26 protein-coding genes and 1 tRNA gene are annotated in these 22,908 nt (G+C 64.4%); 15 read left to right on the top strand and 12 right to left on the bottom strand.

Translation table 11 applies throughout. The annotated features are described in order from the left end of the window. Positions 1–375: 375 nt before the first annotated feature. The 5 genes from V6D40_RS04280 (at position 376) to V6D40_RS04260 (ending at position 2,855) form a co-directional block, all read left to right on the top strand. The gene (locus V6D40_RS04280; RefSeq protein WP_334289131.1) at positions 376–1,149 is read left to right on the top strand and encodes a 3'(2'),5'-bisphosphate nucleotidase CysQ; all 774 of its coding nucleotides are present in this window, start codon (positions 376–378) and stop codon (positions 1,147–1,149) included. Then, positions 1,149–1,949: a thymidylate synthase gene (locus V6D40_RS04275; RefSeq protein WP_334289130.1), complete on the top strand. Its 801-nt coding sequence runs from the start codon at positions 1,149–1,151 to the stop codon at positions 1,947–1,949. Before V6D40_RS04280 ends, V6D40_RS04275 begins: the two co-directional genes overlap by 1 nt. After that, positions 1,949–2,428: a dihydrofolate reductase gene (locus V6D40_RS04270; protein WP_334289129.1), complete on the top strand. Its 480-nt coding sequence runs from the start codon at positions 1,949–1,951 to the stop codon at positions 2,426–2,428. Before V6D40_RS04275 ends, V6D40_RS04270 begins: the two co-directional genes overlap by 1 nt. A 17-nt stretch (positions 2,429–2,445) precedes the next feature. After that, a complete protein-coding gene (locus V6D40_RS04265; RefSeq protein WP_334289128.1) occupies positions 2,446–2,727 on the top strand; it encodes a mycoredoxin in 282 nt (93 codons plus the stop codon). Between the two features lie 55 nt (positions 2,728–2,782). Further along, positions 2,783–2,855, top strand: a tRNA-Arg gene (locus V6D40_RS04260). A 205-nt stretch (positions 2,856–3,060) separates the two neighbouring features. Here V6D40_RS04260 and V6D40_RS04255 read toward each other — a convergent pair. Continuing rightward, entirely contained in the window at positions 3,061–4,140 is a 1,080-nt protein-coding gene (locus tag V6D40_RS04255) for a GNAT family N-acetyltransferase (RefSeq protein WP_334289127.1), read from the bottom strand. Between the two features lie 60 nt (positions 4,141–4,200). On the opposite strand from V6D40_RS04255, the gene V6D40_RS04250 reads away from it, so the two are divergent. Continuing rightward, positions 4,201–4,797, top strand: a complete 597-nt coding sequence (locus V6D40_RS04250) for a TetR/AcrR family transcriptional regulator (RefSeq protein WP_334289126.1) — start codon at positions 4,201–4,203, stop codon at positions 4,795–4,797. Between the two features lie 120 nt (positions 4,798–4,917). Here the strand turns inward: V6D40_RS04250 and V6D40_RS04245 are convergent, their stop codons facing one another. Beyond that, on the bottom strand, positions 4,918–6,138 hold the full coding sequence (locus tag V6D40_RS04245) for a DUF418 domain-containing protein (protein ID WP_334289125.1): 1,221 nt from the start codon (positions 6,136–6,138) through the stop codon (positions 4,918–4,920). Positions 6,139–6,196: 58 nt separating this feature from the next. Here V6D40_RS04245 and V6D40_RS04240 point away from each other — a divergent pair, with 58 nt between their 5' ends. Beyond that, entirely contained in the window at positions 6,197–7,060 is an 864-nt protein-coding gene (locus V6D40_RS04240) for a polysaccharide deacetylase family protein (RefSeq protein WP_334289124.1), read from the top strand. Between the two features lie 47 nt (positions 7,061–7,107). Then, positions 7,108–7,977 carry a DUF1906 domain-containing protein gene (locus tag V6D40_RS04235; protein WP_334289123.1) on the top strand — a complete coding sequence of 290 codons (870 nt, stop codon included), beginning with the start codon at positions 7,108–7,110 and terminating at the stop codon, positions 7,975–7,977. A gap of 99 nt (positions 7,978–8,076) precedes the next feature. Here the strand turns inward: V6D40_RS04235 and V6D40_RS04230 are convergent, their stop codons facing one another. The 5 genes from V6D40_RS04230 to V6D40_RS04210 form a co-directional block, all read right to left on the bottom strand. Further along, positions 8,077–9,726, bottom strand: a complete 1,650-nt coding sequence (locus V6D40_RS04230; RefSeq protein WP_334289122.1) for a solute symporter family protein — start codon at positions 9,724–9,726, stop codon at positions 8,077–8,079. Positions 9,727–9,729: 3 nt separating this feature from the next. Beyond that, a complete protein-coding gene (locus V6D40_RS04225) occupies positions 9,730–10,068 on the bottom strand; it encodes a DUF485 domain-containing protein (RefSeq protein ID WP_442891886.1) in 339 nt (112 codons plus the stop codon). A 289-nt stretch (positions 10,069–10,357) separates the two neighbouring features. Further along, positions 10,358–11,185, bottom strand: a complete 828-nt coding sequence (locus V6D40_RS04220) for an aldo/keto reductase (RefSeq protein WP_334289121.1) — start codon at positions 11,183–11,185, stop codon at positions 10,358–10,360. A gap of 9 nt (positions 11,186–11,194) precedes the next feature. Then, positions 11,195–11,554 (bottom strand): FKBP-type peptidyl-prolyl cis-trans isomerase, encoded by a 360-nt coding sequence (locus V6D40_RS04215; RefSeq protein WP_334289120.1) that lies wholly within the window; start codon positions 11,552–11,554, stop codon positions 11,195–11,197. 136 nt (positions 11,555–11,690) lie between these two features. Beyond that, positions 11,691–12,986, bottom strand: a complete 1,296-nt coding sequence (locus tag V6D40_RS04210) for a citrate synthase (RefSeq protein WP_334289119.1) — start codon at positions 12,984–12,986, stop codon at positions 11,691–11,693. 277 nt (positions 12,987–13,263) lie between these two features. Between V6D40_RS04210 and serC the strand changes: the two genes are divergently transcribed. Genes serC through V6D40_RS04195 form a run of 3 tightly spaced genes read left to right on the top strand, consistent with a single transcriptional unit; the run spans position 13,264 to position 16,139 of the window. After that, positions 13,264–14,394 carry a phosphoserine transaminase gene (gene serC, locus V6D40_RS04205; protein WP_334289118.1) on the top strand — a complete coding sequence of 377 codons (1,131 nt, stop codon included), beginning with the start codon at positions 13,264–13,266 and terminating at the stop codon, positions 14,392–14,394. A gap of 27 nt (positions 14,395–14,421) precedes the next feature. Continuing rightward, the gene (gene sepH / locus V6D40_RS04200; protein WP_334289117.1) at positions 14,422–15,282 is read left to right on the top strand and encodes a septation protein SepH; all 861 of its coding nucleotides are present in this window, start codon (positions 14,422–14,424) and stop codon (positions 15,280–15,282) included. A gap of 2 nt (positions 15,283–15,284) precedes the next feature. Further along, positions 15,285–16,139 (top strand): DUF6928 family protein, encoded by an 855-nt coding sequence (locus V6D40_RS04195; protein WP_334289116.1) that lies wholly within the window; start codon positions 15,285–15,287, stop codon positions 16,137–16,139. Here V6D40_RS04195 and V6D40_RS04190 read toward each other — a convergent pair. Then, the gene (locus V6D40_RS04190; protein ID WP_334289115.1) at positions 16,136–16,930 is read right to left on the bottom strand and encodes a TrmH family RNA methyltransferase; all 795 of its coding nucleotides are present in this window, start codon (positions 16,928–16,930) and stop codon (positions 16,136–16,138) included. The two genes, V6D40_RS04195 and V6D40_RS04190, sit on opposite strands and share 4 nt — an antisense overlap. Continuing rightward, positions 16,930–18,414: an NCS2 family permease gene (locus V6D40_RS04185; RefSeq protein ID WP_334289114.1), complete on the bottom strand. Its 1,485-nt coding sequence runs from the start codon at positions 18,412–18,414 to the stop codon at positions 16,930–16,932. The genes V6D40_RS04190 and V6D40_RS04185 overlap by 1 nt, the downstream gene beginning before the upstream one ends. Positions 18,415–18,513: 99 nt before the next feature. On the opposite strand from V6D40_RS04185, the gene V6D40_RS04180 reads away from it, so the two are divergent. Beyond that, positions 18,514–19,200 carry a hypothetical protein gene (locus V6D40_RS04180; RefSeq protein ID WP_334289113.1) on the top strand — a complete coding sequence of 229 codons (687 nt, stop codon included), beginning with the start codon at positions 18,514–18,516 and terminating at the stop codon, positions 19,198–19,200. A gap of 6 nt (positions 19,201–19,206) precedes the next feature. Here the strand turns inward: V6D40_RS04180 and V6D40_RS04175 are convergent, their stop codons facing one another. Beyond that, a complete protein-coding gene (locus tag V6D40_RS04175) occupies positions 19,207–19,884 on the bottom strand; it encodes a DUF3027 domain-containing protein (protein WP_334289112.1) in 678 nt (225 codons plus the stop codon). Between the two features lie 38 nt (positions 19,885–19,922). Here V6D40_RS04175 and V6D40_RS04170 point away from each other — a divergent pair, with 38 nt between their 5' ends. Together V6D40_RS04170 and V6D40_RS04165 are read left to right on the top strand one after the other, a co-directional pair. Then, on the top strand, positions 19,923–20,723 hold the full coding sequence (locus tag V6D40_RS04170; RefSeq protein WP_334289111.1) for a glutaminyl-peptide cyclotransferase: 801 nt from the start codon (positions 19,923–19,925) through the stop codon (positions 20,721–20,723). Between the two features lie 11 nt (positions 20,724–20,734). After that, the gene (locus V6D40_RS04165) at positions 20,735–21,229 is read left to right on the top strand and encodes a DUF2771 domain-containing protein (protein WP_334289110.1); all 495 of its coding nucleotides are present in this window, start codon (positions 20,735–20,737) and stop codon (positions 21,227–21,229) included. Between the two features lie 11 nt (positions 21,230–21,240). Here V6D40_RS04165 and V6D40_RS04160 read toward each other — a convergent pair whose 3' ends face one another. Continuing rightward, entirely contained in the window at positions 21,241–21,624 is a 384-nt protein-coding gene (locus tag V6D40_RS04160; protein WP_334289109.1) for a cold-shock protein, read from the bottom strand. 231 nt (positions 21,625–21,855) lie between these two features. Between V6D40_RS04160 and V6D40_RS04155 the strand changes: the two genes are divergently transcribed. After that, positions 21,856–22,500: a resuscitation-promoting factor Rpf1 domain-containing protein gene (locus V6D40_RS04155; RefSeq protein ID WP_334289108.1), complete on the top strand. Its 645-nt coding sequence runs from the start codon at positions 21,856–21,858 to the stop codon at positions 22,498–22,500. Positions 22,501–22,576: 76 nt separating this feature from the next. Here V6D40_RS04155 and V6D40_RS04150 read toward each other — a convergent pair whose 3' ends face one another. Continuing rightward, positions 22,577–22,771, bottom strand: coding sequence for a hypothetical protein (locus V6D40_RS04150; RefSeq protein WP_334289107.1), 195 nt, complete (start codon positions 22,769–22,771; stop codon positions 22,577–22,579). Positions 22,772–22,908: the final 137 nt, after the last annotated feature.

The following is a 22,908-nucleotide window of genomic DNA, read 5'->3' as shown; positions in this document are numbered from 1 at the left end:
TACCGCGGCGGGGTTCGATGGAAGCTTCTAGGGAGCTTGCCACTTCACGTGCCACGTGTGGGAGGGCGACGGCCGGTGTGCCGGCAAAACCCCAGTTACCCCGGACGGACGCACATGGTCACCCCCAAAGTGTTGCTTGCAGATGGTCATTAACCGAGTAACCGGCCCCAGCCCGATTTCCGCGACGGCGGTTAATGACCATCTGCAAGCAACACTCTTCAAGCAGCATCTTGGAACGCCGCTACGGCAGCGGGTAGTCGGCACGCTGCAGGCCCACTGCAGGCACGCTGCCGCCTCCGGTTGCTCCGGGCAGACGCACCCCGCCAACCTGCAGCCCAGCCCCGAAACTCGGCAGACCGGCTAAACTTAAAGCCTATGAGCGCCCAGTACTCGGATTCCAGGCTGACCAATCTGATCGCGCAGGGCACCGGCGAGATCCTGAAAGGCATCCGCGGCGTCGGCCTGCTCCGCGGCCGCGAGCTCGGTGAGGCGGGAGACGACCTCGCCCAGAACTGGATCGCCCGCGTGCTCGAACAACACCGCCCCGGAGACGCCGTGCTGTCCGAAGAGGCCGCGGACGACCCAGCGCGCCTTGAGAACCGCCGCGTGTGGATCGTCGACCCGCTCGACGGCACCAAGGAGTTCGCCACCGGCCGCCAAGACTGGGCCGTGCACGTGGCGCTGGTTGAAGACGGGGTGCCCACCCACGCCGCCGTCGGCTTGCCGGATCTCGGCGTGGTTTTCAAATCGTCCGACGTGCGCCACGTCTCCGGCCCGTTCGCGGGAAAGATCGCAATGAGCCGCAACCGCCCGCCCGCAATCGCGCAGCACGTTGCAGGCGAGCTGGGTTTCGAGGTGGCCCAGGTGGGCTCCGCGGGAGCGAAGGCCATGCACGTGCTCCTCGGCGATTACGACGCATACGTTCACGCCGGCGGCCAATACGAGTGGGACCAGGCCGCGCCGGTGGGCGTGTCTATGGCCGCGGGCCTGCACTGCTCCCGCCTCGACGGTTCCGAGCTGCGCTACAACAACGCCGACACCTATATCCCGGATCTTCTGATTTGCCGTCCCGAGCTGGCCGATGACATTCTCGCCGCTTGCGCGCGCTACGTTGAGCAGCACGGCAGCTACGAAGGAGTCTCAAACTAGTGTCAGTCCCCACCCCGTACGAGGACCTGCTCCGCGACGTGCTGGAAAACGGCACCGCGAAGGGCGACCGCACCGGCACCGGCACGCGCAGCGTGTTCGGCCGCCAGATCCGCTACGACTTGTCCGAGTCGTTCCCGCTCCTGACTACGAAAAAGGTCTACTTCAAGGCCGTCGTAGGCGAGCTGCTCTGGTTCCTGCGCGGCGACTCAAACGTGCGCTGGCTGCAAGACAACGGCATTCGCATCTGGAACGAGTGGGCAGATGAGAACGGCGAGCTGGGCCCGGTCTACGGCGTGCAGTGGCGCTCGTGGCCGACCCCCGGCGGCGGCCACATCGACCAGATCGAGCAGGTGATGAAAGACCTCACCGAAAATCCCGATTCGCGTCGCATCTTGGTCTCCGCATGGAACGTCGCTGAGCTGGACAAGATGGCGCTCATGCCCTGCCACCTGCTGTTCCAGCTCTACGTCGCCAACGGAAAACTGTCGATGCAGGTCTACCAGCGCTCCGCGGACATGTTCCTCGGCGTGCCGTTCAACATCGCCTCCTACGCGCTTTTAACCCACATGTTCGCCCAGCAGGCAGGACTTGAGGTCGGCGAGCTGATCTGGACGGGCGGCGACTGCCACATTTACAACAACCACGTTGATCAGGTTGAGGAGCAGCTCTCCCGGGAGGCACGCCCTTATCCGCAACTCAAGCTGCGCAAAGCGGCGTCGATCTTCGACTACACCTTCGACGACATCGAGGTCGAAGGCTACGACCCGCACCCGACGATTAGCGCGAAGGTGTCCGTGTAATGCCAACACTTGGAGCAATTTGGGCGCAGAGCGTCGACGGCGTGATCGGTGATGGCGAGACGATGCCGTGGCACCTGCCGGAGGACCTGAAACACTTCAAGGACACCACCATGGGGCACCCCATCATCATGGGTCGTCGCACGTGGGAAGCGCTGCCTAAGCGCCCGCTTCCGGGCCGCACCAACCACGTCCTGTCGTCGCGCCAGCCGGGCACGTGGTCCAACGGCGCCTACGTGTCCACCGACCTGCCGGACCTTGAAACCGACGCGTGGATCATCGGCGGTGGCCAGCTGTACGAGGCCACGCTGGACGAGGTTGACGTGATTGAGCGCACGCTTATCGACGTCCACGTTCTCCCCATCGACACCCCCGTCTTCGCACCTCGCTTCGGCGACGAGTTCGAACTCGTCCGCGACGGCGACTGGCTGACATCCGAGAACGGGCTGCGCTACAAATTCCAGCGCCTCGAGCGGCGCTAGCCACCAGAAAGGAAGCTATGACCACCCCTGAAACTTCGTCCCACGTGACTATCTTCGCCACCTCGTGGTGCCCGTTCTGCCGCAAGCTGCGCGAGCGTCTTGACCGCACGGAGACACCCTACGACGTCGTCGACGTCGAGGCTGACGGCAACGAGGACGCCGCCGCGTGGGTAGAGAGCGTCAACGGCGGCAACCGAGTCGTGCCGACCGTGCTGTACTCCGACGGCACGCACGAAACGAACCCGGAGGCCTCCGCAGTCCGTGCGAAGCTTCGCGAGCTCACCGGCGAGGAAGTGTAAACCACTCGGGCGAATTTCAAGGCCCGCAGGTTGCTGCGGTAGCCTTATCGCCGTTGCCCCAGTAGCTCAGTGGATAGAGCACTTCTCTCCTAAAGAAGGTGTCGTAGGTTCGATTCCTACCTGGGGCGCAATTCAATTCGGGGTTTCGAAGAATTAGATTTGATTGTTCGAACAACCCCCGAAAGCATGAAACAATGCCTCTTCCTGCAAAAGTAGGCGAGGCATTTCCTGATATACGCGGACTGTCGTCCGAGACCTGTGCCTGAAAACGCAACTAGAGTTCGCTATCCGCTAATAGCGTCCAGCCGCTGCTCATTTCAAATCAGACATCATTTATTGGCTATGGGTCTCGGAGGCGAGTCGCGCGTAGATAAGGGTGTCGGTCCATTCGCCCTTGCTGAACCAGTCCTGGACGTGATGCGCTTCGAGCCGGAGTCCAACGCGGTTAGCAAGTGCCGCGGAGGCGCCGTTGCGGGCATCCATCTGCGCGGTGATGCGGTGGAGATGGTAATGGTCAAACCCGAGGGCAAGTACCGCGCGAACGGCTTCGCTTGCGAATCCTTGCCCACCGTGTGCCGGGTTCAGAACCCACCCGATCTCGCCCTGGCGGTGCTCCCTGTCTGTGAGCCACAGTGCGACGTCTCCTATGGGGGTGCCGTCATGCTCGATGACTAGTGCAAGTGCAGCAGCCTCACCATCAAGGTCAGTTTTTGATAGCCGCTCCGCGAGCTTGTCACGGGTAACTTCCACAGTCCATGGTTCGTCCAACAGGTAACGAGCAACGTCAGGTTGCGAGTACAGCTCGTGAAGCCATGCGACATCGTCTGTCTCATGCAGACGGAGTCGAAGTCGTTCTGTCACCAACGGCCACTGGGCGACGGTCACGAGATCGCGCTGGTAGTGGAACAACTCTTCGCGCTGTCCTGCGGGCGTGGTCCCTACGCCTCGGCCGGTCTCGTGGAATCCCGCCGTCGTCAAGCAGTGCTGGGAGGCCCTGTTTTCCGGAAGCGTGCGTGCCGTCAAGGTTTTAAGTCCACTGGTGCGCGCGAAGCGTGATGCCAGCTCCAAGCCCCGACGGGCATGTCCTTCCCCTCGCGCACCGGGATGAATCCAGAACCCAACCTCGGCAGCATCGGAGCTAACGTCAAAGAGAACCATGGAACCCACGAACCGGTTGGTTTCGGCGTCGGCAAGTGCGAGGACTGCCAACGTGCCGGACGAGAGGCCCGTCGCGACCTCGTCACAGATCATCCGTCGCACGGACTCGGGGGTGTAATCAGGTTCAGGCAGGTGAGCGAAGCGCCGCACAGCTTCGTCTTTTGTGCCTGCTGCATACGCGTCTGCGTCCAGTTCGGCGAGAGGGCGTAGGCGAGTGTTCTCAAAGGTGATCGGAAGGTTGGCGGCATCCAGCATGCGCCCAAAACTAACATAGTTTGGATAGGTGGTTCAAGGATGTTTGGTTAGGCTGGCGGGGTGAGCTACTGGGAACATCGGAAACCGGTGCAACGCCATCGCGCCGTGGATATTGCGGAAGTTGCAAGAGCATCGGGCAGACTGTTGGACGAAGGTGGCTTGAAGGCGCTCACTATGAGGGCTGTGGCGCAACAGGTGGGCGTCGCCCCAGCTAGCCTGTACTCCCGCGTGGAGTCGGTTGACGACCTATTCGACCTCGCCCTAGATACAGCGCTTGCAGATGATCCCGCAATGTCCGAGTCGATCAGCAACGCCGACCTGCCCACCCTGATGCAAGCTTTCTTCACGCACCTCACGACCCACCGGTGGGCTGGTCAGGTCATCGGCATGCGCGCCCCCAGAGGCCCTGCTTACCTGGCGCTTTCTGAGCGCATGTGTGTCCTGCTTGAACGAGAGGGCGTCCCGGATCCGTTGGGAACTGCCTACCGGCTATCAAACCTTGTGATCGGCGCCGCCCTGACGGCCCCCATGGCACCCGACGAAAAGCGTGTTGCCATCGACCCCGAACAAGCCCCGACTTATGCGCGCCTCCACGTGGCGCACCACATAAGCCCACAAGAAATCCTCTCCGAGGGCATCAAGAAACTTTTGTCTTGACGGAACCATCCCATTTCGGGCAGAGGCAGTGTGAGGAATACTCAGAAATGGCGAGAGGAAGCTCAGCTGGGGCAGTTGTGGAGTGAATGGGCTAGGGATTACTCGACTGTCCCCAATTTTTTACCCCTCTAACCTGGGGTTTTCGCGTTTCGGTTCGATGCGGCCGGTTTTGCCGTAGGAAAGGTGGCGGTGCGCCCACTCAAACGGCCCCTGCTTGCCGGCGGCCTCAAGCGCGACCGCGAGCAGCAGCGTGATCAACCAGACCAAGATGCCGATCCCGATCTTGCCGCTCACGCTGGCGTCGTTGCCGATGCCCAGAAACGCCGGGACGACCAGCAGGATGAAGAGGAACGACTGCGCGAGGTAGCCCGACATCGAGCGCTTGCCCAGTGCGACGAAGGCGCGCGCCCAGCCCGGCACCTCGTTGTGCAGGTTGTCGGTGGCGAGCGCGAACGCGGCGAGAATACCCGGGCCGGTGTAGAGGCCCAGCGCCTGGTTCAGCAGGTAGAAGGTGGTCTCCAGGTTCGACGGCAGCACCCCTGCCGCGGTCAGCCCCCACGGCAATCCGATCAGCACGATGATGCCGATAGCGATCCACATCCAGGTCTTGAGTGTTTTGCGGTGAGCGGCGACGTCAGTGAGCACACCCTCTTGCGCCCACACGAACCCGAGGATTGACAGCGCCGCAAGCTGCACCACCTGGAACGGCAGCGACGGCACGACGAACACCGCCATCTGCAAGTTCGCGCTGAAGTAGTCAGCGAACGTGGTCAGCTCCGCGGTGGGGATGAGACCAACTTCGGTCGGGTCGAACTCGAAGAACCACTGCACCGCCGTAGCGAAGAGAGCGAAGGCCGCGAAGATGCCGAGAACCCAGTACGAAATGCGGCGCAGCCACTTGGTGGAGACCTTCAGCATGAACGCCATGACCACGCCGACAAGGCCGTACGTGAGCATGATGTCACCGAAGAACAGCAGGGACAGGTGCAAAAGACCGAACAGCGCGAGGATGCCGTAGCGGCGCACCAGAATGCGGCGCGCCTCTTTGTGGGTGTAGCCCTTCCTAAACAGGCTGGCCACAACCAAGCCAAAGCCGAAACCGAGGAGCGTGTTGAACATCGGCAACCCGCGGACGTGGACGAACATCGCGGCGAAGACGGCGCAGATCTGGTCGAGGAGGTCGTCCGGTCGCACGCCGCCGACGGACCACCCGGCGCGGGAGCTGTCTTCGGACCAGTCGTTGATAATCCACGCCTGCGCGGCGTTGGCCATGGCGATGCCTAGAAGGGCCATGCCGCGGGCGAGGTCAGGCACGATGAGGCGCTGCGTGGTGTTCTGCATAGCGATCAAGGTACTACCCTTGTGCAACACCGTCTCGAGGAAACTACACTGCTAACGCATGCCGTCTCCGTTAACCCGCCGCGCTTTCCTCGGCGCGAGCCTGCTCGCCGCGGCTGGAGTCGCCGGGTGCGGGTCAAAACCGCCCGCTCCTACCCCGGAGACCTCATCAGCTCTGAGTGAGGTCACCGAAACGGCTGAGGTCACCGAGGTGACTGCGCTTCCGGGGACGACGGGGGCGTCGGCAAGCATGCTGCCCCCGCACGCGTACGACGAGATGAGCCCAAGCGATTTCGGCACGCACCTCGACGGCATTGTGGATTCGGTGCCGACGGTGCCGGGCCAGCGCACGGTGGCCCTGACGTTCGACGCGTGCGGCGGGGATTACGACGCGCACCTGATCGAGATGCTTCGCTCCCATGGCGTGCCGGCGACGCTGTTTCTCGCGAAACCGTGGATTGATGCGCATCCAGACCTGACTCGCGAGCTCGCGGCTGATCCCCTCTTCCAACTTGAGAACCACGGCACCCGCCACGTTCCGCTCTCGGTGAGCGGGCATGCGGCGTACGGCATCCACGGCACCGCGAACGCCGCCGAAGCCATCGAGGAGATCGCCGGTAACGCCACTGCACTTGAGCGTTTCGGGGTTCGTTCGACCTGGTTTCGGGCAGGTACCGCGCACTACGACGATGTGGCGGTGCGGATCGCGAACGACGCGGGCATGCGGGTTGCGGGGTTCAGCGTCAACGGCGACTTCGGCGCTTCAGCCGGGGCTTTTCAGGTAGCGCAGCAAATCCAGCACGCGCCAGACGGTGCTGTCGTGCTGATGCACATGAACCACCCGCACTCAGAGACGGCCGCCGGCGTGGAGCAGGCGCTGGAGGCTATGGCGGGGCACACGAGGTTCGTAACCCTGGGCCTGTAGCCGTGTCAGCGTGATTGAAGCCCCCTTCTGGGCCTATTGTTACTGATGTGACTAAAGTTTCTCGCCGCTCCTTCCTGAAAACAGCCGGCATCGCGACCGCCGCCGCCACGTTCGGCTTTGCTGCCCCCTCCCCCGCCGCAGCGCAGGGACGGGTCCTTGGCACGGTTGTCGACTATTCAGCCGGCGTGCCATCAGCCCGCGCAGTGAAAGCCGCCGGCCACATGGGTGCGGTGCGCTACGTCTCGGAGCGCCGCCCCGGCGCGAACTGGATGCTGGGCAAGCCGGTGTCGCTGGGCGAAACCCGCGATTACGCCGCAAACGGCTTAGCGACGGCCTCGGTTTACCAATTCGGCCGCGCCGAAACTGCCGACTGGCTCGGCGGCGCAGCCTCTGCAGCGCGGCACGCGCCCGAGGCAATCCGCCTGCACAAGGCCGCCGGCGGACCGACTGGGCGGCCGATCTACGTGGCGATCGACGACAACCCGCACCGCGACCACTACACGCACCAGATTCGCCCGTACCTCAAGGCGTTCCAGGCTGCGCTCACCGTCGCCGGGTACCAGACCGGCGTGTACGGCAACTACAACGTGATCCAGTGGTGCATCGAGGACGGCATCGGTTCCTTCTTCTGGCAGCACGACTGGGGCTCCGGCGGCAAAATTCACCCGCGCACCACCATCCACCAGAAGGCGAAGTGGACTGCGGTAATCGACGGCGTGCAGGTGGACGTCAACAACGTCTACGCGTCCGACTGGGGCCAGTGGGTGCCGGGCGGAGCCGCGAAGCCGACCGCGCCATCGCTGCCGCAGCTGAATCTGAACCGCCCGCAGCAGGAGAAGGCGGCCCAATTGGCCGACCTCATCGCAACCAGCAGCGAGCTCTCCTCCAAGGCGGATTGGAGCAAGCTGCTGCCGTAGTGGGTGCGACTCCGCCGACACAGCACGAACGCGGAGGGAGGGTTCGAACCCTCCCTCCGCGCTTCTGTCGCGGTGAGGCCGAGTGGCCGCTCGCGGGTGTTAGTGGTCGACCGGAGCCTCGACGCCGACACCGGTCAGCGAGCGAACCTCCATCTCGGCCTGCAGCTCGTCGAAGTTGTCCGGCTTGCCTAGGAAGGTGCCCACAATGCCGGCGAGGAAACCAAGCGGGATCGAGACGATACCCGGGTTGGTCAGCGGGAACAGCGCCCAGTCCGCGTTCGGGAACATTGCGGTCGGAGAACCGGACACTGCCGGGGAGAAGAAGATCAAAAGCAGCGCTGAGATCAGGCCCGTATAGATCGAGGCCACAGCACCGGTGGTGTTGAAACGCTTCCAGTACAGGGAGTACAGGATGGTCGGCAGGTTCGCGGACGCCGCGATGGCGAATGCCAGGGAGACCAGGAAGGCCACGTTCTGGGTCATAGCGAGGATGCCGAGGATGATGGACACGATGCCGAGGACGACCACGGTGATGCGGGAGACGCGGACCTGCTCCTCTTCAGTGGACTGGCCGTCGCGGAACACGGCGTCGTAGACGTCGTGGGCGATGGACGCCGAGGCGGTAATCGCCAGGCCGGCGACCACGGCGAGCACAGTGGCGAACGCAACTGCGGAGATCAGCGCCATGAAGATGGAGCCGCCGAGCTCGAACGCAAGCAGCGGAGCAGCGGAGTTCGCGCCGCCGGGTGCGGCGAGGATGCGGTCCGGGCCGACGAGAGCGCCGGCCGCGTAGCCGAGAATCAGGGTGAGCAGGTAGAAGGAACCGATAAGCACGATGGCCCAGGTCACGGACTTGCGGGCTTCCTTCGCCGTCGGCACGGTGTAGAAGCGCATCAGCACGTGTGGCAGACCCGCGGTACCGAGGACGAGCGCAAGGCCTAGGGAAATGAAGTCCAGCTGCTTTGTCAAGGTGCCGCCGTACTTCAGACCCGGCTCCATGATCGCCGCCGGGTCGTAGCCCTTGTCTGCGGCAGTTTGGGACGCCGCGTGGGTGGCGATGGCGGAATCGAACAGGGTGTTCATGCCGCCGCGGATGTTAACGAAGACGAGCACGGCCATGATTGCCACACCGGCGATGAGCAGGACCGCCTTGATCATCTGGACGTAGGTGGTGCCCTTCATGCCGCCGACGAGAACGTAGATGATCATGATCACGCCGACGATTGCCACGCAGATAGCCTGGGAGGTGAACGAGTGCAGGTTGAGCAACACACTCACCAGGGAGCCAGCACCGGCCATCTGGGCAATGAGGTAGAACAGCGAAACGAACAGCGTGCCGAAGGCGGCGGCGACGCGTACCGGCTTTTGCTTCAAGCGGAAGGAGAGCACGTCCGCCATGGTGAAGCGTCCGACATTTCGAAGCGGCTCAGCAACCAGCAACAGCGCCACGAGCCACGCCACAAAGAAGCCGATGGAGTACAGGAAGCCGTCGTAACCGCTGAGCGCGATCGAGCCGACGATGCCCAAGAAGGACGCGGCAGACAGGTAGTCGCCAGCGATGGCAAGGCCGTTCTGCGTGCCGCTGAACGACGCGCCACCGGTGTAGAAGTCAGCGGACTCCCCGGTGGTCTTACCGGCGCGGGTGACCACGTACAGGGTCACCACGATGAAGATACCGAAGATGGCGATGTTGAGGATCGGGTTGCCGGCTGCCTCAGACTGGGCTGCGGCGAGGGTTGTCGTGTGCATTGCTTAGCCCTCCATCTCTTCACGGATGTGCGCCGCACGCGGCTCGATGTTCTTGTTCGCCCACTTCACGTAGATCCACGTGATAGCGAAGGTGGTGATGAACTGCGCCAGGCCTAACCAGAGGCCGACGTTGAGGCCCCAAAAGGGCCGGCCCATGAATCCTGGTGCGAACGTGGCGACGACCACGTAGCACACGTACCAGATGAAAGCGCCGATCATCACGGGAAACGTGAAACCGCGGAAGGTGCCACGTAGTTCTTGGAATTCGGGGCTTTGCTGCATCGCCACGAATTCCTCAGGCGTGGGTTCGCGGCGGCCCGTGATGGCTGTTGATCCGGCCACAGGCTCATCCTTTCTAAGTCGAAGAAGTCAATCACTGCGCGAGAATCCTGTTGGATCTGCAACGCTTGAAGCAAAATGTAACCTACAACACACAAGCGGCAGCAGCGTTCGGCGTTTGGGGCTTTGCGAAGCCCGGATTGTTACCCCCGTCACCCGCCCTGAACTGGCACATTAATAGGTACTACCTCACCCCCGACGCGTTGATAATCGGATGGGGCAATAGAAAAACAGGGCACGTCGCCAAGCAACTGCCCTGTTTCCTTCCGCGAGGCGCAAACGCCTCAATGACTTAGTTCGGGAACGTCCGAGGATCCCCCGACATCCTGCCTCCCTGCACCTGGTCGAGCGTGGCGATATCCTCGTCGGTGAGTTCGACCTCGAGCGCGCCGATGTTCTCAACCAGACGCTGCGGGTTGGAGGTCTTCGGCACCACCGAGCACCCCATCTGAAGCAGGTACGCGAGCACGACCTGCGCCGGAGTCTTGCCGTGGCGGTCAGCCACCGCGACGATCTCGGGCGCGTCGAAATTCTCGCCGCGCGCGAGCGGTGCCCACGCTTCCGTCACGATGTCGTGGTCGGCGTGATACTGGCGCAACTCGGGCTGGGTGAACCCAGCGTGCAGCTCCACCTGGTTCAGCACCGGGGTCACACCTGTGGCAGCCGCAAGCTCGTCCAAAAGCTCCTCGTAGAAGTTCGCCACACCCACCGACTGCAGCTGGCCCATGCCCTGAAGCTGCACGATCTGCTCGAACGCCTGGACGTAGGTCCCCTGCTGCGGCACCGGCCAGTGCACCAGGTAGAGGTCGATGAAATCCAGATCCAGACGTTTCAGAGACTCCTGGTACGCCTCCGCAGCGCGGGACTGGTCGTCGTTCCACAGCTTGGTGGTGATGAACAGCTCCTCGCGTGTCACGTCGCCTGCCGCAATGGCGGCGTTGATCGCCTTGCCAACTTCGACCTCGTTGTCGTAGACCTTGGCGGTGTCGATGTGGCGGTAGCCCAGCTCGATCGCGGTGCGAACCACCTTTTCCACCTCGTCACCTTGAAGCTTGTACGTGCCAAGGCCGAGGAGGGGGAAGTCGTACCCGTCGTTCAGGGTGGTCACGGGGACTCGCATAAGTGCTCCCTAGTTCGCTTCGAGCAGGTCGATGACAAAGACCAGCGTGCGGCCGGCGAGCGGGTGGCCGCCGCCGGCGGGGCCGTACGCCTTCTCCGGCGGGATGGTGAGCTTGCGGCGGCCGCCGACGCGCATGCCGGGGATGCCTTCCTGCCAGCCCTCGATCAGGCCAGCAAGCGGGAACTCTGCGGCCTCGCCGCGGTCCCAGGTGGAGTCGAACTCGTTGCCGGAGTCGTAGGTGACTCCGAGGTACTCCACCTTGACGTGCCCGCCTGCGACAGCCTCTGCGCCGTCGCCGACCACCAGATCCTCGATGACAAGATCCATCGGCGCCGGTTCCTGCGGTACCTCAATGATGGGCTTTTCCATTGCTCAATTTCTCCTTGTTCGTTGACTCGGCGGCATAGAAAAACCGCCGACACGGACTTCCCCAAAATTATAGGGGAATGCCGTGAACCGGCGGTTATCGCGCTGTCAGCGCTTCTTACACGCTATAAGCGCGCGGCTAGCGCTGGTCCTTCGGCACGAACGGGCGCTGCTCGTAGCCGGTGTAGATCTGGCGCGGGCGGTTGATCTTGGAGTTCATCTCCAGCTGCTCGCGGTACTGGGCGATCCAGCCCGGCAGGCGGCCGATGGCGAACAGGACGGTGAAGAAGTCCGTCGGGAAGCCCATCGCGCGGTAAATCAGGCCGGTGTAGAAGTCCACGTTCGGGTACAGCTTGCGCTGGATGAAGTACTCGTCGTTCAGCGCGATCTCCTCGAGCTTCATCGCGAGATCCAACAGCTCGTCGCCACCGAGGTGCTCGAGCACCTCGTGCGCGGTCTCCTTCACAATGGCAGCGCGCGGGTCGTAGTTCTTGTACACGCGGTGGCCGAAGCCCATCAGGCGGACGCCCTTCTCCTTGTTCTTCACGCGATTCATGAAGTCGGTGGCGTCGCCGTCGTGGTTGTTCTTGATGTCCTCGAGCATCTCGAGCACGGCCTGGTTTGCGCCGCCGTGCAGCGGGCCCGCAAGGGCGTTGATGCCACCGGCGATGGCAACAAACATGTTGGCCTGCGCCGACGCGATCATGCGCACGGTGGAGGTGGAGCAGTTCTGCTCGTGGTCGGCGTGCAGGATGAGGAGCTTGTCCAGCGCGTTGGTGAGGATCGGGTCGATCTCGTAGTCCTCGGTCGGGTAACCGAACATCATGCGCATGAAGTTCTCACGCGGGTTGAGCGAGTTGTCCGGGTACATGTACGGCTTACCGCGCGACGCACGGTAGGCGTACGCGGCCAGCATCGGCACCTTTGCCATCAGGCGCACGGTCGCCTTGTCCAGCTGCTCCTCGTCGAGCGGGTTGAGCTGGTCCTGGTAGTACGCCGAGAGAATGTTCACCGAGGACGCGAGCACGGCCATCGGGTGCGCGTTGCGCGGGAAAATGTTGAACGCTGCCTTGAAGTCCTCGTCCAAGAGGGTGTGGTGGCGCAGCTCGCTGTTGAAGGAGTCGAGCTCCTCCACCGTTGGCAGCTCGCCGTTGATCAGCAGGTAGGACACCTCGTTGAAGGTGGCCTTCTCTGCCAGGTCCGCGATGTCGTAGCCGCGGTAGCGCAGAATGCCCTCGTCGCCGTCGATGTAGGTGATCTTCGACTCGGTCGAGCCGGTGGAGACGTAGCCCGGGTCGAAGGTGACCAGGCCTGTCTCGCCAAGGAATTTGCCCAGCACGACGCCGTCGTTGCCCTCGGTGGCGCGCATGATGTCCATCTCGTACTCGCCGCCCGGGTAGTGCAGTACTGCCTTGTTTTCATTCTCAGAAGCCACTGTGTGCCTTTCCACGTGTGATCACAATCCGTCTTGCCAGACTTACCCGTAACCGCAGTAACCTGCAGGAACGAGATAGTTGAAATGACAACCCGGACATTTTCCATGTGCCATAGTAGCACCGCCTGTGATGCGGACGACAGGGTTCGCGCAAACAGCATCCGGCCACATTCTGCGGCGGCGAATAGATATCGCTTTCCCGCCCCGCCCAGAGGAACCAACCGGTATATTATGCGACCTACTGCAATTTCAACCGAGCGAAGGACAAGACCACTCGATGAGCGTCTACCCCACCCTCCCTGCCGATCTCATTCCCGCTGACGGCCGCTTCGGCTGCGGCCCGTCGAAGGTTCGCCCCGAGCAGCTCGACGCCATCGCCAAGGGCGCCGATATCATCGGCACGTCGCACCGCCAGCCGGCGGTGAAGAACCTGGTTGGCGAAGTGCGCGACGGCCTCAGCCAGTTCTTCAACCTGCCCGAGGGCTACGAGATCATCCTCTCCCTCGGAGGCGCAACGGCGTTCTGGGACGCCGCAACGTTCGGACTCATCGAAAAGCAGTCGGCACATTTGAGCTTCGGCGAGTTCTCGGGCAAGTTCGCCAAGGCGTCCGCGCAGGCGCCGTGGCTGGAGGAGCCGCAAGTGGTCAAGGCCGAGCCTGGCACCGCCCCCAGCCCGAGCGACCTGGACGGCACGGCAGCTGACGTGGTCGCGTGGGCGCACAACGAAACCTCGACCGGCGCCATGGTGCCGGTCGTGCGGCCCGACACCGAGGGGCTGGTGCTTATCGACGCCACCTCCGGCGCCGGCGGCCTCCCCGTCGATATGACCGAGGTCGACGTTTACTACTTCTCCCCGCAGAAGTGCTTCGCCTCCGACGGCGGCATCTGGCTCGCTGCGATGAGCCCTGCGGCCATCGAGCGCATTGCAAAGGTCAAGGCGTCCGGCCGCTTCATCCCGGCATTCTTGGACCTGCAAACCGCCGTGGACAACTCGCGCAAGAACCAGACCTACAACACTCCGGCCGTGGCGCCGCTGCTCATGCTGGCGAACCAAGTGCAGTGGATGAACGCCGAGGGCGGCCTCGAGGGCATGGTCAAGCGCACCACCGCTAACGCCAACGCGCTGTACTCCTGGGCCGAGTCGCACGAGCACGCCACCCCGTTTGTGACCGACCCCGCCGCGCGCTCACTCGTGGTCGGCACCATCGACTTCGACGACGAGATCGACGCCGCCGAGCTGGCCAAGGCGCTGCGCCACAACGGCATCCTAGACGTGGAGCCGTACCGCAAGCTGGGCCGCAACCAGCTGCGCATCGGCATGTTCCCCTCGATCGACACCGCGGACATCGAAACGCTCACCCACGCGATCGACGCGCTGCTCGAGCAGGGCGTCGGTGCGAAAAATTAGCGCTGCCCTGGGTTAAGCTAGGCCATTATGCGCGAGCTATATCTCAGTGAAGAGGAGTCAACGGAGCAGTTTTTTGTACTGCACGACGCTGACGGTGTCCGCTACCAGCTCGCACGCACCGAGATCCCGCAGGTCCCGGCGGTGTTGACGGAGCCTGCGGAACCGGCCGAGCTGGCCGAAGCCGCCGAGACGGTCGACGAGGCCTCCGCTGAGGCGTCTGAGGCGGAAGCACCCGCCGAGGTCGAGCGGACGCTGCCCGAGCCGGATCCGCTCTTCGCCACGGCGCTGTCGATGCGGCCCAGCGAGATTCAAGCCCGCATCCGCGCCGGCGCGACTGTCACCGAGCTCGCCGAGGAAATGGGGGTCGCCGCAAGCCGCGTCGAGCCCTACGCGCACCCGGTGCTGCTGGAACGCTCCCAGATCGCCGAAGCCGCCAAGCAGTCCCACCCAATCCGCGACGGCGGCCCGGCCAAGCTCACCCTGTTTGAGATCCTCGCCTCAGCGTTCGCGGCTAGGGGGCATTCGCTTGTCGACGCTACGTGGGACGCCACCCGCGAACCCGGCGACACATGGGTCGTCCACCTTCGCTGGCAAGCAGGCCTCACCGATAACGAAGCGACGTGGTCGTTCAAGCGCCAGATGGGCGCGGGAGCGACCACGGAGGCGCGCGACGCCGTCGCTGCCGACCTGACAGACCCCGACTTCGTCCAGCCGGTGCGCTCGCTGACCGCCGTGGAGGACGACGAGCCGGAGGCGCTCGAAGGCGAGTTCCTGCAGCACCCTGACGAGGCCGAACAACCGCAGAAGCGCCGCCGCAAGGCTGTTACCCCGCACTGGGAGGACGTCCTGCTCGGTGTGCGCACCACGCAGAAGCGTCCAAGGAGCTAACCATGGGCTACCCGGCAGTTGTGACGTTCTGGTTTATCACCGCAGCCAACCCGCGCGAGGTGCTCGAGGCCGAGCCGAAGGCGGACCGCGGGTTCGGCCGCAAGCTGCTGGCGCAGATCAACCCAGCGTGGCCCATCACCCCAATCGGCGAGTTCCCCTTAAACCGCTCCTCCAAGCCGGGCAGAGACGAGTTCTACATCGCCGGCTACCCGGGGGTTGCGGTGGTCCAGACGTTCGTCGAGGACTCCGACAAGCTCACGGAGACTGTTGAGTACCTCCGCGGCGCGCTGCCGGCGGCCGACACCTACCTCTTCGCCGAGGGAGCCGACACGGACTACGCGGGCTTCGCCCACTACGTCGGCGACGACCTTCGCCGCTCCTTGACTGCGACGCGTCAGCGGGTGCTGGAAGACATCGGTTTGCCCGAGCCCTTCGAAGCGGTCTATTGGGCCGGCGAGAAAGCGGAGCAGCTCGGCGGCATCACGCTGCCTTTCGAGCCGAAGGACCTGATGCATGAGGCGCAGCGCAGCTGGGTCGGGGTGGATCTGGAGCACCGCGGCGCCGGACCAGACGTCCACGTGGTCGGCTACGCGGTCGACGGCCGCCCAGAGCCGAAGATTGCGCCGCCGGAGAAGCCGAAAACCAAGACGGTGAGCGAAGTCGCCGCGCGCTTCGCAGAAAAAGACAACGACTACGACGACTACGACGTCACGCCGCCGGCCGAAGACGGCAACGAGTTTGCCGAGCTTGCGGATGCGTCAGTCGCTGCCGCGCGCCGCCTCGGGCGCGACATACGCTGCCGCCTGGCTGAGGCGAAGCGGGCAATCCAGGAGCGGATTCGCCACTCCGACCGCTAGCGCATGAACTCGTAGAACGCGATCGCCGCCGAGGTGGCGACGTTGAGCGAATCTGTGCCCGGCGCCATCGGGATCTGAGCCCGCACGTCAGCTGCGCGCATCGCGTGCTCAGTCAGTCCCGGGCCCTCGGCGCCGACGAGGAAGGCGATCTTCTCGCGCCCCGCGCACGCCTGCTTGAGCGGCACCGCGTCGTGGGACGGGGTGAGCGCAACGACGTGGAAGCCCGCATCTTGCAGCTGCGTAAGCGAGCGCTGCCAAGTGGTCGTGGTGCCCTCCAAGTGGGCGAACGGGGTGCGCAGGACGTGGCCCATGGACACGCGCACGCTGCGGCGGTACAGCGGATCCGCGGTGGACGCGCCGAACAGCACGCCGTCGACGCCCATCCCGGCGGCGTTGCGGAAGATCGAGCCGATGTTCTCGTGGTCGCCAACGCCTTCGAGGATGACGAGTGAACGCGCACCGCCGATCACCTCAGGCACCGTCAACGGCTCTGGGCGGTCCGCCGATGCGAGCAGCCCGCGGTGCAGGTCGTAGCCTGCGGCGGCACCCATCACCTCGCGCGGGGTCTCGTACACCGGCACGCCGCGGCGGGAAAGCTCGTCACCATGTTCTTCCAGGAACGCGGCTAAGCGCCCGCCGAACCCGTAGACGGCACGAAGCGGAAAACGCGATTCCACGAGGCGGCCGGCCACAAGCGGTCCCTCGGCAATGACGAGCCCCTTCTCGGCGTCGGAACGCTTCAGGTTCCGGATGTCGTCGAGAAGGGGGTTGAAGGGGTCGTCGATAAGCATTAGCTCAATGCCGCCAGCAGCGGGCCTTGCGCGAAGTAGACGATGAACAGCGCGGAGATCAGCCACATGATCCAGTGAATCTCCTTCGCCTTGCCAGAGAACAGCGCCATCAGCGTGAACGCGATGAAACCGACGCCGATGCCGTTAGCGATGGAGTAAGTGAACGGCATCACCGCAATGGTGAGAAACGCCGGCAGCGCCACGTGGAACTTGTCCCACTCGATGCCGCCGACCTGCATCATCATCAGCGCGCCGACAACCACCAGCACGGGTGCCGCAGCCTCGATCGGCACGATTTCGTAGAGCGGGGTGAAGAACATCGCGAGCAGGAACAACACGCCGGTGACCACGTTGGCCAGACCGGTGCGGGCGCCGTCGGCGATACCCGCGGAAGAGTCGACGTACACGGTGTTGGAGGAGCTGGAGGCGAAACCGCCGGCAACCGCGCCGAAGCCCTCGACCACCAGGGCGCGCTTCATGTCCGGCAGGTTGCCCTGCTCGTCCGCAAGTTCCGCCTGGCGACCGAGCGCAGTCATGGTGCCCATCGCGTCGAAGAAGTTGGCGAGCACGAGCGTGAACACCATGAGCGAGGCGGCGACGGCACCGGCGTTGACAAACGCGCCGACCAGATCGACCTTGCCCACCAGCGACAGGTCCGGCACACCGCCGAAGGACTCCGGCAGGCGCGGCACGGCCAGCGACCAGCCGTGCGGGTCGTCCGCCGAGGAACCTGCGCCGGTGAGCGCTTCGACGATCATGGCGATGACGGTGGTGACCACGATGCCGATGAACAGGCCGCCGGGGACGTTGCGCACCACCATGAAGCCGCAGATGGCAAGGCCGATAACGAAGACCAGCGTCGGCCAGGAAGCGATAGAACCCTCGAAGCCGAGCTGCACCGGCACGGTGGTCATCGCGGCGTCCGGCACGCGGCGCACGAAGCCCGCGTCCACCAGACCGATCATCGCGATGAACATGCCGATGCCCACGCTCATGGCCACCTTCATGGAGTTCGGGATGGCGTTGAACACCGCGGTGCGGAAGCCGGTGACGGCGAGCAGGCAGATAATCAGGCCGTCGATAACCACCAGCCCCATCGCCTCGGGCCAGGTCAGGCCCTGCTGCCCGACCAGGGTCACCGCCACCAGGGTGTTGATGCCGAGGCCCGTCGCGATGCCGAACGGGTACTTCGCAACCACGCCGAAGAGGATGCACATCACACCTGCCACGAGCGCCGTGACGGCAGCGACCTGCGGGATGCCGAGCACCACGCCGTCGCGGTCCGGACTCGTGCCCAGGATCAGCGGGTTCAGCAGAATGATGTAGGCCATGGCGAAGAACGTGACCACGCCGCCGCGGACCTCGCGGCCGACGGTGGAGCCGCGCTCAGAGATGTGGAAAAACCGGTCGAGACCGCCTGCCGCCGGCTTGTGCGCCGGTTCGTGTTTCGTAGTCACGGGAAGTGTGCAACCCTTCGTACTCATGGGAAGGCCATAGGATTTCGCTGGCTAATGACTGACATAGACTTGCACTCCGCAACCATTTTTTCCAATTCAGGCGCATTTGGGGCAACCGTAGTAAGCGTGGACGTTTTCAATTTCGTAGTGGCAGAGGGCAGGGTGATCGACGCGCCGCGGTACGCTCGCGCGCTGCGCGATCTAGGTGTGAGCCAGAAAGAGCTGCAGCGCCTGCGCATCCAGCTGGCAGATGTGGCGGGCACCCGCCGCGGCGTGCTGGAGATTACCGGCGGCACCGCCTCGCTCGCGCTGCGCCCGCTGGCCCCTGCGCCGGTGGAAATCACCGTGGCCGCGGAGCCGGTTGCGGACGAGCGCACCCAGCCCACCCGCACCGGTCCGGATTACGGCTGGCAGCAGAGCACGCTCGCCGCGCTGCCGGCGCAGGAGGGCTTGCTTATCGACGCCGCGGGCAGCATCCTTTCCGCAATCATGCACCCGCTTGCGGTGATCGAGCGGGGTGCTGTCCGGGTCTCCACCCACCCGCACTCGCCGCGCTCGGTAGCGCTTGCATCGGTCCTCGACATCCTCGCCAGCCGCGGCGCGGACATCGTGGAGGAGCCTCGCGGGTTCGTTGTGGGGGAACTGCGCGATAACGAAGTGTGGGTGATCGACCCCGTCTACGGCGTTCGACTGGTGGAGACGTGGCTCGAGTACGGCACGCCCCGCCCGGCGCGCCTCCTGTTCGACCGCGGCGGCTTGCCCTCCCACCGCGAGGTGAACGAGACGCGCAAGCTGCTCGCGGAGCGGGTGTAGCACCCGCTAGTCGTTGACGACGGTGTCTGAGTGGGCGCCGCAGCCGTAGGACGCGGCCACGACATGACCGTCCGCGGAGTACATGTTCGTGCACACGCCGAAGTTGTCGCCCACCGGCTCCCCCATCGGGATGTAGAACGCGCAGCTTCGGCAGTGCAGCGCCGCCTTCTCCGCGAACTCGCTGTTGGGACCGTAGTCGCCAGTGCGCCAGCGCTTCTCCGCGTCGGCGAGCCCCTGCTCAGTCAGGTAATACTTCGTCTCCCTGCCGGGGAAAGTGATGGCGTGGCGGGAGAATGAATCTTGGGTCACGCGGACGTCGTCAGGCAAAAGCTCAATGAAGTCCCCGGGACCTAGGTCGCCTGGGCGCACGCGCTCGGAGTACGGCACCCACTCCGGCGCCTCGAGCGCTCCGGTGGCCGGCACCAGGGCGACCTCGTTGATGGTGACGCTGTCCGACCCGGTCGCGCATGCCAGCACCGCGTTCCACTCCCAGCCGGTGTAGCCGGGCAGGTGCGCCTCGAAGCGGTGGGTGGCCACGTTGGCGCTTAAGCCCGTCACCCCGATGTGATCGCCGATTTGGCCGTCGTCGGCAACGTCCGCGAGCGCGCCGCGGGCGGTCTCCACTGCCTCTGGGGTAAGAAGCGGAGAGCCGGAGGAGGTGCGTTGGCGTCTGGTTTGTCTCACTCCCCCATTATGCGCAACGCAGAATTGGCTGATGCAAGATGGTGGCCATGGTCAAACACTGCCGCCTCGTTGGGTCGCTCGCCGTGTGTTCCTCGCTGCTTTCCGCCGGCTGCTCAGCTGATGCTGCGCCCGAAGCGCTGACCGCCGTGGTGCACGAGCGCCTGGATTTCGACGACACCAGCTTCACCCAAGGTTTGGAGGTCGCGCCCGACGGCACCATCGTCGTCGGCACCGGCTGGGAGGGGCAGTCTCGGGTGTACCGCCGCACCGTCGAAGGTGAGGAGGTCGCTTCCGCGCCACTCGACCCGACACACTTCGGGGAGGGCATTACGCTTGCCGACGCCCACCTCATCCAACTCACCTGGCAAGACCAGGTAGCGGTGCTGCGCGACCCGGTCACCCTCGAGGAGATTTCGCGCGCGGGGTACGAAGGCGAGGGCTGGGGCATCTGCTTCCGCGAAGACGCCGACGAGGTCATCTTCTCGGACGGCTCCGCAGAGCTGCGACGCATGGACCCCGTGACGCTTCAGGAGCGGGAGCGCTTCACCGTCACCCGCGGCGGCGCGCCTGTCGACGGACTCAACGAGCTGGAGTGCGTGGGCGGCGACGTCTACGCAAACATCTTCACCACGACCGACATCGTCCGCATCGACGCGTCGACGGGCGAGGTCACCGCGGTCATCGACGCCTCCGGCGTGCCCAACAACGCCGCAGCGGACCCGAACAACGTGCTCAACGGCATCGCCCACATTCCCGGCACGTCGGACCCCGCGCAGTTCTACATAACCGGCAAGCGCTGGCCCGACCTGTACCGCGTCACCTTCGAGGCGGCCGACTAGACTGCGCACCCATGGCACGTCCTGCTGGAGCGAAGAGTGTGAAGCCCGTCATCGCGATCGTGATCGCGGCACTGCTGCTGGTCGCGGGTTTGTACGCGTTTCTGGAGTGGCAGAACTCGCGCCCCGGCACCCCGGTTCGCGAGCTGCGCGTCGAGGTCACCTCGGCTGGGAAGACGCTCGAGGTCGAGCCGTACACCGTCTGCGAACTGGACGAGGAGTGCCCCGGCGGCCAGCCGCCGAGCATGGAGCTCGACGAAGCGGCGGTGCACGTTTCCGTCCCTGCTGAAATAGCCAACTCCAGCTGGCGGATGCTGGCGATTTACGACGACCCCGCCGCCAACAACGAAACCGTCTACACCTCGGGCGAAGCCTCCGAACACGACGTAGAGGCGGTCACCGAGTCCGGTGCCCGCCTCGTGGTCGCAGAGGTTTCAGCGCTAGCAATCGACCACGACGCGTCCGGGGAGGAAATCCCCGTGATCGCGACGTGGTCGGTCGGGTTCTAGGTGCTGGCTTTTTAAGCGTCGAGCTCCTTCGCCACCGCGCGAAGGATCTCCGCCACCTGGCGGGATTCCTTGCGGTCCGGGTAACGGCCCGCGGTCAGCGCCGGCTGAATCTGCGTCTCGATGAGCGTCATTACGTCGGCAAGCATGCTGCCCAGCTCCTCCGGCTTGCGCTGGTGGATGGGGCGGCGCTTCGGGGTCTCCAGCACCTTCAGGCGCAGCGCTTGCGGGCCGCGGCGGCCGGCGGCGAAGTCGAACTCGACGCGCTGGCCGGCGACGAGTTCGTCAACGCCCTCCGGCAACACGTTGCGACCGATAAAGACGTCCTCATCCCCGGGGTTGGACGCGAAACCGAAGCCCTTTTCCGCGTCGTACCACTTGACTTTTCCAACTGGCATGGCGAAACCTCCTCTAATTAAAGGCTTCAGCATACTCCTGCCCGCAACGCACCCAGATCGCACTACCTGTGGTGCAGTTCACATCTACATGTTGAATCGCGCGTAACCAGCACAAACACTCTTCGCGGACGTGTCATATCGTTCGTATCGTATCCGCAGCGTGACTGAATCGTTATAAACCGTTAGGCTTGCCGCAAACGTCAACCGAAGTCGATACGAAGGAACATCTCCATGGGACGCCACTCCAAGCAGACCTCCTCGGTGACCAAGAAGACGCTCGCGGGCACCGCGGCCGTTGCAGCGCTCACCGGCATCGCCGCCCCGCAGGCCTCCGCCGCCCCGGATTCCGACTGGGACAAGCTCGCGCAGTGCGAGTCCGGCGGCAACTGGGCCATCAACACCGGCAACGGCTACTACGGCGGCCTTCAGTTCTCATATGGCACCTGGCTCGCCTACGGCGGCGGCCAGTTCGCCCCGACCGCAAACCTGGCCACCCGCGAGCAGCAGATCATCGTCGCTGAGCGCACCCTCGCCGGCCAGGGCTGGGGCGCATGGCCGGCTTGCTCCGCGCGCTACGGCCTGAACTCGGCGCCGACCAACCGCGACCACCAGGCAGCGGCCCCGGCCCCGGCTCCTGCAGCACCGGCCGCTCCCGCGGCTCCGGCAACGAGCTCCAAGTCCGATCTGGCCGTTGACGAGCTGTACAACCAACTCACCCAGGCTGTGAAAGACGCAGGCTTCGCCGTGCCGCAGTTCGTTCACGACAACTACGCCGCGAACCGCCACGACTACAACGGCTTCTACCTGGCGAACCAGACGCTGATCGACGCCGCACTCACCGGCGACGTCCAGAGCGCGATCGCCGCGTTGCGTTAGAACGGCTGAAACGCGCGCGGCAAAAAGGACCGGCTCCCCGCAGCGGGGAGCCGGTCCTTTTTGCTACCGATAATGCTTACCGGTTGATGCGCGTGGTCGGGTGGACGTACCCGACCTGGTCTGCCGGCAGCGGCAGGACAAGCTCGTTGCCGAACGGGCTGTTCGCGCCAGTGAGCTTGTTGGAGATTTCGGTCACCGGGTGACCATTACCGGGAACGTGGGTGGGCCATGCCGGGTTCGCGCGGCCGATCTTCGCTGCATCTTTAGCCATACGCAGCATTATCTCACGCCGGGAAACAAAACGCACGTAGGATTGCTGGAAATGTCTTTTGCCCAAGCACTTGCGCAGCTCGACGAAGCAGAGCTTCGTTTGCTTATCGACGCCCGCCCCGACGCCTTCTACCCCAC

The organism is Corynebacterium sp. Marseille-Q4381 (assembly GCF_036881695.1).
Taxonomy (GTDB): domain Bacteria; phylum Actinomycetota; class Actinomycetes; order Mycobacteriales; family Mycobacteriaceae; genus Corynebacterium.
Note: the sequence above shows the minus strand (reverse complement) of the source record. Positions and strands in the feature narration are given on the sequence as shown.

What these genes read in the sequence shown, in the direction of transcription:
- V6D40_RS04160 (WP_334289109.1), bottom strand. Translation starts at nt 21,624, where the DNA reads ATGCCAGTTGGAAAAGTCAAGTGGTACGACGCGGAAAAGGGCTTCGGT.
- V6D40_RS04220 (WP_334289121.1), bottom strand. Translation starts at nt 11,185, where the DNA reads ATGCGAGTCCCCGTGACCACCCTGAACGACGGGTACGACTTCCCCCTC.
- V6D40_RS04230 (WP_334289122.1), bottom strand. Translation starts at nt 9,726, where the DNA reads ATGCACACGACAACCCTCGCCGCAGCCCAGTCTGAGGCAGCCGGCAAC.
- V6D40_RS04170 (WP_334289111.1), top strand. Translation starts at nt 19,923, where the DNA reads ATGGTGGCCATGGTCAAACACTGCCGCCTCGTTGGGTCGCTCGCCGTG.
- V6D40_RS04150 (WP_334289107.1), bottom strand. Translation starts at nt 22,771, where the DNA reads ATGGCTAAAGATGCAGCGAAGATCGGCCGCGCGAACCCGGCATGGCCC.
- V6D40_RS04255 (WP_334289127.1), bottom strand. Translation starts at nt 4,140, where the DNA reads ATGCTGGATGCCGCCAACCTTCCGATCACCTTTGAGAACACTCGCCTA.
- V6D40_RS04185 (WP_334289114.1), bottom strand. Translation starts at nt 18,414, where the DNA reads ATGAGTACGAAGGGTTGCACACTTCCCGTGACTACGAAACACGAACCG.
- V6D40_RS04270 (WP_334289129.1), top strand. Translation starts at nt 1,949, where the DNA reads ATGCCAACACTTGGAGCAATTTGGGCGCAGAGCGTCGACGGCGTGATC.
- V6D40_RS04265 (WP_334289128.1), top strand. Translation starts at nt 2,446, where the DNA reads ATGACCACCCCTGAAACTTCGTCCCACGTGACTATCTTCGCCACCTCG.
- serC (WP_334289118.1), top strand. Translation starts at nt 13,264, where the DNA reads ATGAGCGTCTACCCCACCCTCCCTGCCGATCTCATTCCCGCTGACGGC.
- V6D40_RS04165 (WP_334289110.1), top strand. Translation starts at nt 20,735, where the DNA reads ATGGCACGTCCTGCTGGAGCGAAGAGTGTGAAGCCCGTCATCGCGATC.
- V6D40_RS04195 (WP_334289116.1), top strand. Translation starts at nt 15,285, where the DNA reads ATGGGCTACCCGGCAGTTGTGACGTTCTGGTTTATCACCGCAGCCAAC.
- V6D40_RS04280 (WP_334289131.1), top strand. Translation starts at nt 376, where the DNA reads ATGAGCGCCCAGTACTCGGATTCCAGGCTGACCAATCTGATCGCGCAG.
- V6D40_RS04240 (WP_334289124.1), top strand. Translation starts at nt 6,197, where the DNA reads ATGCCGTCTCCGTTAACCCGCCGCGCTTTCCTCGGCGCGAGCCTGCTC.
- V6D40_RS04190 (WP_334289115.1), bottom strand. Translation starts at nt 16,930, where the DNA reads ATGCTTATCGACGACCCCTTCAACCCCCTTCTCGACGACATCCGGAAC.
- V6D40_RS04155 (WP_334289108.1), top strand. Translation starts at nt 21,856, where the DNA reads ATGGGACGCCACTCCAAGCAGACCTCCTCGGTGACCAAGAAGACGCTC.
- V6D40_RS04215 (WP_334289120.1), bottom strand. Translation starts at nt 11,554, where the DNA reads ATGGAAAAGCCCATCATTGAGGTACCGCAGGAACCGGCGCCGATGGAT.
- V6D40_RS04245 (WP_334289125.1), bottom strand. Translation starts at nt 6,138, where the DNA reads ATGCAGAACACCACGCAGCGCCTCATCGTGCCTGACCTCGCCCGCGGC.
- sepH (WP_334289117.1), top strand. Translation starts at nt 14,422, where the DNA reads ATGCGCGAGCTATATCTCAGTGAAGAGGAGTCAACGGAGCAGTTTTTT.